Source organism: Virgibacillus sp. 7505 (genome assembly GCF_002272135.1).
Classification (GTDB): domain Bacteria; phylum Bacillota; class Bacilli; order Bacillales; family Amphibacillaceae; genus Terribacillus.
This window is the reverse complement of record NZ_NPBF01000038.1, coordinates 61,591-69,403: the sequence shown is the minus strand read 5'-3', so window position 1 is coordinate 69,403 and position 7,813 is coordinate 61,591. Positions and strand designations below refer to the sequence as shown.

The window sequence follows — 7,813 nt, the reverse complement described above, 5'->3', positions numbered from 1 at the left end:
TTTTCAAGAATCAAGTTGTTGTCGCTTGTTTCGGCGACTAGAACATCTTATCATGTCTCGGTTGTTTCTGTCAACAACCTTTTTTTAAAAAACTTGATAATCTGTTTGGCGTGTTTTTTCGTCTTATCTTAGCGCCGTTTAACAGTATACGACCTATTTCTATATACGTCAACATCTTTTTTCTATTAAAATTCAAAAGCTGCCGTGAGGCCCTTCTATGGAGCATCTCAGTTAACAGACTGGCGGCCCATCCAGAGCACTCATTATTCTATTTTAACATAAAGACAAGCCCCGTTTTGAACGGAGCTTGTCTCTTTATTATCTTCTATTACGTATAGCTTTGATGATCTCCATCAGGATGACAGCCGCAAGAGCAAGCCCTGTTGCGATGGACCAGTCTCTCCATCCGAATGCCTCCGGAATAGAGAAGATACTGCGTACCCCCGGCAATACTGTGATGCCATAAAGCAGAAAACAAATAGCTACTGCACCGAGTACATACTTGTTTGTAAGAAAGCCTGCTTTGAAAATGGTCTGTGTATTGGATCTAGCAGAAAACGTTTGGAGCGTCCTGGACAGTATAAGTGTCGTGAAGGCCATTGCTATTCCCATTTCATCAGAATGCCGTAGTCCAATATAGAAGGAAACAATCACTGCTGCTCCTATCAGCACCCCTCTAACGATTACACTTTGAAGCGTCCCGCCGGAGAATATCCCTTCGTTTATATCACGAGGTTTTCGTTTCATGACATCCGGCTCTTCCTTCTCCATACCAAGAGCAAGCGCCGGAAGGGAGTCATTGATTAAGTTGATAAACAGCAACTGCAGTGCCGTGAATGGGTTCGGCATATTCAGAAAGACCGCGAAGAGAATCGCGATAATCGCACCAAGGTTTCCAGCAAACAGATAGCCTATCGCCTTTTTGATATTATCAAACACCGTGCGTCCTACTCCGACAGCGTTGACGATAGAGACAAAGTTATCATCCGCCAGCACCATAGCGGATGAATCCTTTGCTACATCTGTTCCGCTCCCCATGGCTATTCCTATATCCGCTTGCTTCAGTGCAGGTGCATCGTTCACACCATCTCCGGTCATAGCAGTAATGGATCCTTTGTTCTGCCACGCCCGGACAATCCTGATTTTGTTTTCCGGTGATACGCGGGCATAGACAGAAATCCGGCCAAGCTTCTCATCCAGCTCTGCATCAGAGAGTGCATCCAGTTCCTTGCCTGTCAGAGCAAGATCCCCTTCCTCCATCAATCCGATTTCTTTTCCAATTGCCTGTGCCGTTGTTTTATGATCACCTGTAATCATGATACTGCGAATACCAGCACTTCTTGCTTCTGCAATAGAGGCCGGTACAGCTTCGCGCGGAGGATCGATCATCGCAGTGAGACCGACTAGTACTAGATCTTGTTCATCTTGGACCTCCAATGAACGCTTATCATCGGGTATCTTCTTATAACCATACGCCAGTACACGGAGCGCATTATCGGAGAATTTTTCGTTCTGTTCCATTACTTCCTTAAGACGCATTTCATCCAATGATTGTTCTTCTCCATCAATCAGGATGTGCGTGCATCTTTCAAACATAACATCTGGTCCGCCCTTAGTCAGCATCAGCCTTTCCCCATCCAATCGATAGACAGTGGACATCATTTTTCGATCCGAGTCAAAAGGCAGCTCCATTTCCCGCTCCTTCTCTTTTCGCAGCCGAGCTGGATCCAGCCCCATCTTCTTTCCGAAGTGGATCAGCGCCGTTTCAGTTGGATCTCCGATTTCCGCGCCTTCTTCACTTACACTAGAGTCGTTACAAAGAACTGCGATATACAGAAGCAACTTCTCTGCTCTGCTCCGTACTGACTCATCTTCAGATATCCCTTCGCTTTTCCCAGGAAGGAATGTATCCGTCACAGTCATTTTGTTTTGTGTCAGGGTTCCTGTCTTATCTGTACAAATCACGCGAGTAGAACCAAGTGTTTCTACTGCCGGAAGCCTGCGGATGATTGCCTGCTGCTTAGCCATCTTGGTCGTGCCCACTGCCATGACGATTGTAACAATAGAAGATAGTGCTTCTGGAATTGCAGCCACTGCTACTGCCACAGAAAAAGTGAAGGCATTGAGAAAACCTTGTGTCATGTCTGTTTGAGCATCTCCAAACCAAAGGCGCGCAGCCTGAGCAGCGAAAATCAAGATACACAGCACCAAAACAGCAATTCCGAGTCTTTTGCTGAATTCATCCAGTTTTTTCTGTAAAGGCGTCTGCTTGGATTCTGCCGTTTCGATCATATTGGCAATTTGCCCGATTTCAGTATCCTGGGCAATCGCTGTTACGATAAAGCTCCCTCGGCCGTTCACTACAAGCGATCCACTATGTACCATGTTGATACGATCTCCAATAGAAGCTTCTTCTTCAATTACCTCAGTCTTCTTATCCGCCGCCTCTGATTCCCCCGTCAGCATTCCTTCATTGATTTTCAAAGCTTCACTGCTGATAAGCCTGCCATCTGCCGGTACATAATCCCCAGCATCCAGCTGTACAATATCTCCTTTAGTCAGTTCCTTAGCTGGTACAGTCTTACTCCCTCCGCTACGCACCACTTTAGCTGATGGAGCTGACATCTCCTGCAACGCTTCTAATGAGCTTTCCGCTTTCTTTGTCTGAACAACACTGATGACACTATTGAGCAAGATGACCAAGAAGATGATAATGGATTCCACCACTTCGCCCAATGCCAGCTGAACAGCTGCCGCTACGAGCAGGACAATGACCATGGCATCCTTAAAAGTGGCAAGGAACAGCTTCCATACCGGATCTTTTTCTTTGCTTTTCAATTCATTGTATCCATCCGCTTCCAGTCTACGCTGTGCTTCTTCCTGTGATATACCATCTCGGGAGGTTCCCAGTTCCTGTAAAACTTCTTCTGCATCCATGCGGTAAGCCTTCACTACGTACGCCCCTTTCTGAGGTTCTCTCCTATTGGTTTCCCCCAACTACCTCAATTAGACTCAGTTTTTTTGTAAAAATATTGTCATTTTCATTAGCGGATAACAGACAAGCATCATGTTCACGGACAGGCATGCATAGAATGGAACTACATTACGGAGACAGCGAAGGGAATGATAGGCATGCAGCACTTTTATGTATTCCGTTTCAACAAGTGGAAAAGGTGGGCATTTGTCGTAGCAGCGGCGATGTTCACAGCGTTAATCATCTGGATGGAGACGAGCAGCTCACTTTCCGTCTTTTCCTCAAAAGAAAAACCAGCAGCATTGACACAAGGGAGCAAGGAAGAGCCTAATATTGCACTCACCTTCAATATAAGCTGGGGAGATACACAAGCTATCCCTATACTGGATGAATTGAAGGAACAGAATGTCAAAGCAACCTTCTTCGTCAGTGGCGAGTGGGCCGAGCGTCATCCGCAAATCATTGATCGGATTGTCGAGGATAAGCATGAATTGGGAATGATGGGCTACAGATATAAAAGCTATATCGATCAAGAGCCTGCACAAATAAGAAAAGACCTCTCTTATGCAAAAGAAATATTCCGTAAACTCGGTCATGAAGATATTGAACTGCTCCGGGCACCAACCGGGGATTTCAATACTGAAATCATCCAATTGTCCGAAACCCTGGGATTGAAAGTCATTCAATATAGTGTCGATCCGCAGGACTGGCGTAATCCAGGAACACAGCTTATCGTGGATGAAGTCATGGAAGAAGCAAGCAACGGGGATATCATTCAGCTGCACGCTTCCGATTCCGTTAAACAAACAGAAAAAGCCCTGGAGACTATTCTGCCGGCGCTGAAAAACAAAGGATATCATTACGTAACTGTCAGTGAACTGATTGCCGGCGGAACACCTGAATTGAAAGAAGTGAATTAATGCATAAACCCCGCTCCTTCTGCGCAAAGTAAGCGTACTTACTACAGTGGAAGGAGCACATGATTATGTTTGTACGGTTAGCGCCGATCTTGTTATTATCCCTATTCGTGCTTACTTCATGCACGGGCGGGCAAGCCGCGGAAAGCAGTCAGCCGGATTATGATACGACCAAACAAATGGTCGCCGATATATTGAAAACAGACGAAGGCAAAAAAGCCATCTCGGAAGTAATGTCTGATGAGACAATGCAGGATCTGGTCTCTTTGGATGCAAGTAAGGTAGAAGATGCTATCAATAAATCATGGACCTCAGAAGAAGGACAGAAATTCTGGAAAGAACGTTTCGAGGATCCGGAGTTTGTTGCAGCCTTCGCGAAAAATATTGGTCCTGAGCAAAAGAAGCTCGTTAAAGATTTGATGAATGATTCAGATTTCCAAAAGCAGCTGCTGCAGCTGCTGCAAGATCCAAAAGTACAAGAGCAGATGCTAAATGTCATGAAGAGTCAGGATTTCCGTAAGGAGCTGGAGAAAACGATCCAGGAATCTTCCGAAACACCCATGTTTGAGCAAAAGCTAATGCAGACTGTCCAAAAAGCTTTAGAAGAAGCACAATCCAAACAAAAAGAGAAGTAAATTATAAGACCTAGGCAGACTATCTCTGCCTAGGTCTTATTTATCATCTTCTCATAAAAGCGTTTCCAACTATTTTACGATGGGTAAAGAAAAACGTTTTCATAAATCAACTGGAGGGAATTAAACTATGCTGAAACGATTCAGTTTGCTGGCACTGGCATTACTCCTCTTCCTGACGGGTTGTGCTGGATTTACCGGCGGCTCAGAAGGAACTGCAGCTTCAGAAGGAAAGACCGAAGACGGTAAAGTGAAAATTGATTTCTGGACATTCTGGGGCTCGGAGATCCGCCGTCCTGTAATAGACAAAATCATCGAGGACTTTAATAACTCGCAAGACGAAATCGTAGTAGAACATACATACATACCATTCGGCGATATCTGGACAAAAGAATTAGCTGCCATCGCGGCGAATAATCCACCGGATGTTGTCATCAATGACATCAATGCTACTGCCCTTCGCGGACAGGAAGGACAAGCTGAGAACCTGGCACCATTTTTAGAAAAAGACGATATTTCCGGCAGATTCTATGAGAATCTATGGGACGCAACATTGTATGAAGGCGATTCCTACGGGATTCCATTCAATACAGACACACGACTGCTGTTCTATAACAAAGATGCCTTCAAAGAAGCAGGATTGGATCCGAACAAGCCTCCCGAAACTTGGGAAGAGCTCGAAGAGTACGCGGAAAAACTAGACGAGAAGTCAGGCGATACGTATGAACGAATTGGCTTCTACCCGCTTTATGGAGTCGGATCTGACGTGTGGCTACTGAACGGATCAGGCATGAACTATTTCAACGAGAATGATGAACCAGTCATTAACAGTGAGACTAACGTTGATACGATGGAATGGATCAAGAGCTGGAAGGATAAATACGGCGAAGATACCATCAATCGTTACCAATCTCAAATCGACAGTCAGCAGAGCAATCCTTTCTTCGACGGTTCGCTCGGTATGATGGCGAACGCAGCAACCTTCTACACGCAGATACGTGACTATGCACCGGATCTTGACTTTGGTGTAGCTCCATTACCGGAGAAAACACCTGGCAGCGGCAACACAAGCTGGGGCGGCGGATTTGTAGCTGAGATTCCGAAAGGCTCTTCTCACCCAGATGAGGCATGGGAATTCATTAAATATCTAACTGACACGGAAGCACAGGAATACTGGGCAGTGAAAAACTTCGATAATGTAGCCAATATCGAAGCATCCGAAAGTGCAGCAACATCTGATGAACAATCAGATAAAGATCAAATGGTCTATGAAATGGCAGCACAGAACCTGAACGATACATTGCTTACTCCAATGCCTGCTTATGCACCGGATTATGTAAATCTTATCAATCCGCAGCTCGATGCTATCCTGATAGAGAATAAACCAGCGCAGGAAGCATTGGATAAAGCACAGCAGGACGTGGAAGAACTTGTAGAAAAAACAGCACAATAGGGTGAGTTTTTGGGGGGATACGATGAAAAAGAAAAAATGGTGGACAATGGGAAGACGAGAAAGTCTCCAAGGGTATATTTTCATTGCCCCTTGGATCATCGGCTTCCTTGCATTCACATTAGGACCGCTGGCGTTCTCTTTGTACGCAAGCTTCACCGATTACAACATTACATCCCGCATGAACTTTGTGGGTTTACAGAATTATGATCAGTTATTTACCGGGGATGACCTTTTTTGGACATCCCTTTATAACACGTTGTACTTTGTTATTTTCTCTGTTCCACTGACAACCATGGGGGCTATCTTCATCTCGATGCTGATGAATCAGAACCTGCCAGGCATGCGGATTTTCCGCACAATATTCTATCTTCCGGCCGTTTTATCCGGCGTCGGCGTCTACTTGCTTTGGATGCAGCTCCTGGATCCCGGAACAGGCCTTGTCAACACCGTTCTTTCCTGGTTCGGTATCAATGGGCCGAATTGGCTGTTCGATCCGGATTGGACGAAACCGTCACTTATCTTCATGAAGCTATGGAGTGTAGGCGGCAGCATGCTGCTTTATCTAGCGAGTATGCAAGGCATCAGCAAAAATTTGTACGAAGCAGCAGATATCGATGGGGCTGGATCGTGGAAAAAGTTTGTACATATCACGTTACCCTTAATTACCCCGGTCATTTTCTTCGATATCATAACTAGTACGATCGGCAGCTTCCAAATCTTCCAAGAAGCATATGTTATGAGTCAGAATGGCTCTGGAGGACCGGCAAGCTCCATGCTGTTCTATAACCTTTATATGTGGATCAAAGCATTCCAATCGTTCGATATGGGATATGCCATGGCAATGTCATGGATCCTGTTCGTTGTCGTCCTCATCATTACGATCATAAACCTGAAGCTTGCACCAAAATGGGTGCATTACGAGGGGGATGATAAGTGATGGATATTGCAGAAAGAAAGCAGCTTGCCAAGAAACGAGAACAAAGGAAGCCAGTTTTAAACAATAACCTGCTGCGATCGTTGAATTGGGTCCTGCTCGTAGTCGGCAGTCTCTTCCTGTTATCACCAATATGGTGGATGGTCAGTACCTCTCTCAAACCGATGGAGGAAATCATGCAGTTTCCGCCTACCCTGCTGCCGCAGGAATGGCATTGGGAGAATTACGTACATACGTGGCAGTCCGCTCCGTTCACGACGTATGCTGTGAACACAATTACCATCACACTTATTTGTGTGGTAGCCAACGTATTTGTGAATGCTTTTATAGCGTATGGATTTGCCAAGATTCCATTCCCGGGCAAGAATATCCTATTCACGATCGTCCTATCGACGATGATGATTCCCGGCTTTGTAACGCTCATTCCGCAGTATGTCCTGTTCGCCAAACTGGAATGGCTGAATACGTACTATCCGCTCGTCGTTCCTGCTCTGTTCGGCAGTGCGTTCAACATCTTCCTGCTTCGTCAATTCTTCCGGACGATCCCGAACGAAATGATTGAAGCTGCAAAAATGGAAGGTGCAAACCACTTCTATATCTGGAGAAAGATTGCCCTGCCTCTTGTGAAGCCTGCCTTGGCAACAGTGGCCATCTTCTCCTTTAACGGCGCATGGAATGATTTCCTCGGTCCTTTGCTATATGTAAACGATGAAAATCTTTATACACTGCAAATAGGATTGCAAGTATTCAAAGAGCAAGCGAGTACACAATGGAATTACTTGATGGCAGGTTCCTTGCTTGTATTGCTGCCTGTGATCATCTTGTTCTTCGTATTCCAGAAGTACTTTATCAAAGGAGCGAATATTACAGGGTCAAGCGGCTTCGACAAATAGAAAAAGCTGA

At 45.4% G+C, this 7,813-nt stretch carries 6 protein-coding genes; 5 read left to right on the top strand and 1 reads right to left on the bottom strand.

The features are described 5' to 3' along the window. Positions 1-318: 318 nt before the first annotated feature. Positions 319-2,952 (bottom strand): cation-translocating P-type ATPase, encoded by a 2,634-nt coding sequence (locus tag CHH91_RS17345; RefSeq protein ID WP_095224672.1) that lies wholly within the window; start codon positions 2,950-2,952, stop codon positions 319-321. A gap of 180 nt (positions 2,953-3,132) precedes the next feature. On the opposite strand from CHH91_RS17345, the gene pdaB reads away from it, so the two are divergent. The 5 genes from pdaB to CHH91_RS17320 all read left to right on the top strand — a co-directional run bounded on the left by pdaB (position 3,133) and on the right by CHH91_RS17320 (position 7,803). Next, on the top strand, positions 3,133-3,894 hold the full coding sequence (gene pdaB, locus CHH91_RS17340) for a polysaccharide deacetylase family sporulation protein PdaB (RefSeq protein ID WP_095224676.1): 762 nt from the start codon (positions 3,133-3,135) through the stop codon (positions 3,892-3,894). Between the two features lie 65 nt (positions 3,895-3,959). Further along, on the top strand, positions 3,960-4,526 hold the full coding sequence (gene gerD, locus CHH91_RS17335; protein WP_095224671.1) for a spore germination lipoprotein GerD: 567 nt from the start codon (positions 3,960-3,962) through the stop codon (positions 4,524-4,526). 127 nt (positions 4,527-4,653) lie between these two features. Next, a complete protein-coding gene (locus CHH91_RS17330) occupies positions 4,654-5,976 on the top strand; it encodes an ABC transporter substrate-binding protein (RefSeq protein ID WP_286160825.1) in 1,323 nt (440 codons plus the stop codon). 22 nt (positions 5,977-5,998) lie between these two features. After that, a complete protein-coding gene (locus CHH91_RS17325) occupies positions 5,999-6,913 on the top strand; it encodes a carbohydrate ABC transporter permease (protein WP_095224670.1) in 915 nt (304 codons plus the stop codon). Further along, on the top strand, positions 6,913-7,803 hold the full coding sequence (locus tag CHH91_RS17320; protein WP_095224669.1) for a carbohydrate ABC transporter permease: 891 nt from the start codon (positions 6,913-6,915) through the stop codon (positions 7,801-7,803). Before CHH91_RS17325 ends, CHH91_RS17320 begins: the two co-directional genes overlap by 1 nt. The last annotated feature ends 10 nt before the right edge of the window (positions 7,804-7,813 follow it).

What these genes read in the sequence shown, in the direction of transcription:
- CHH91_RS17325 (WP_095224670.1), top strand. Translation starts at nt 5,999, where the DNA reads ATGAAAAAGAAAAAATGGTGGACAATGGGAAGACGAGAAAGTCTCCAA.
- CHH91_RS17330 (WP_286160825.1), top strand. Translation starts at nt 4,654, where the DNA reads ATGCTGAAACGATTCAGTTTGCTGGCACTGGCATTACTCCTCTTCCTG.
- gerD (WP_095224671.1), top strand. Translation starts at nt 3,960, where the DNA reads ATGTTTGTACGGTTAGCGCCGATCTTGTTATTATCCCTATTCGTGCTT.
- CHH91_RS17320 (WP_095224669.1), top strand. Translation starts at nt 6,913, where the DNA reads ATGGATATTGCAGAAAGAAAGCAGCTTGCCAAGAAACGAGAACAAAGG.
- pdaB (WP_095224676.1), top strand. Translation starts at nt 3,133, where the DNA reads ATGCAGCACTTTTATGTATTCCGTTTCAACAAGTGGAAAAGGTGGGCA.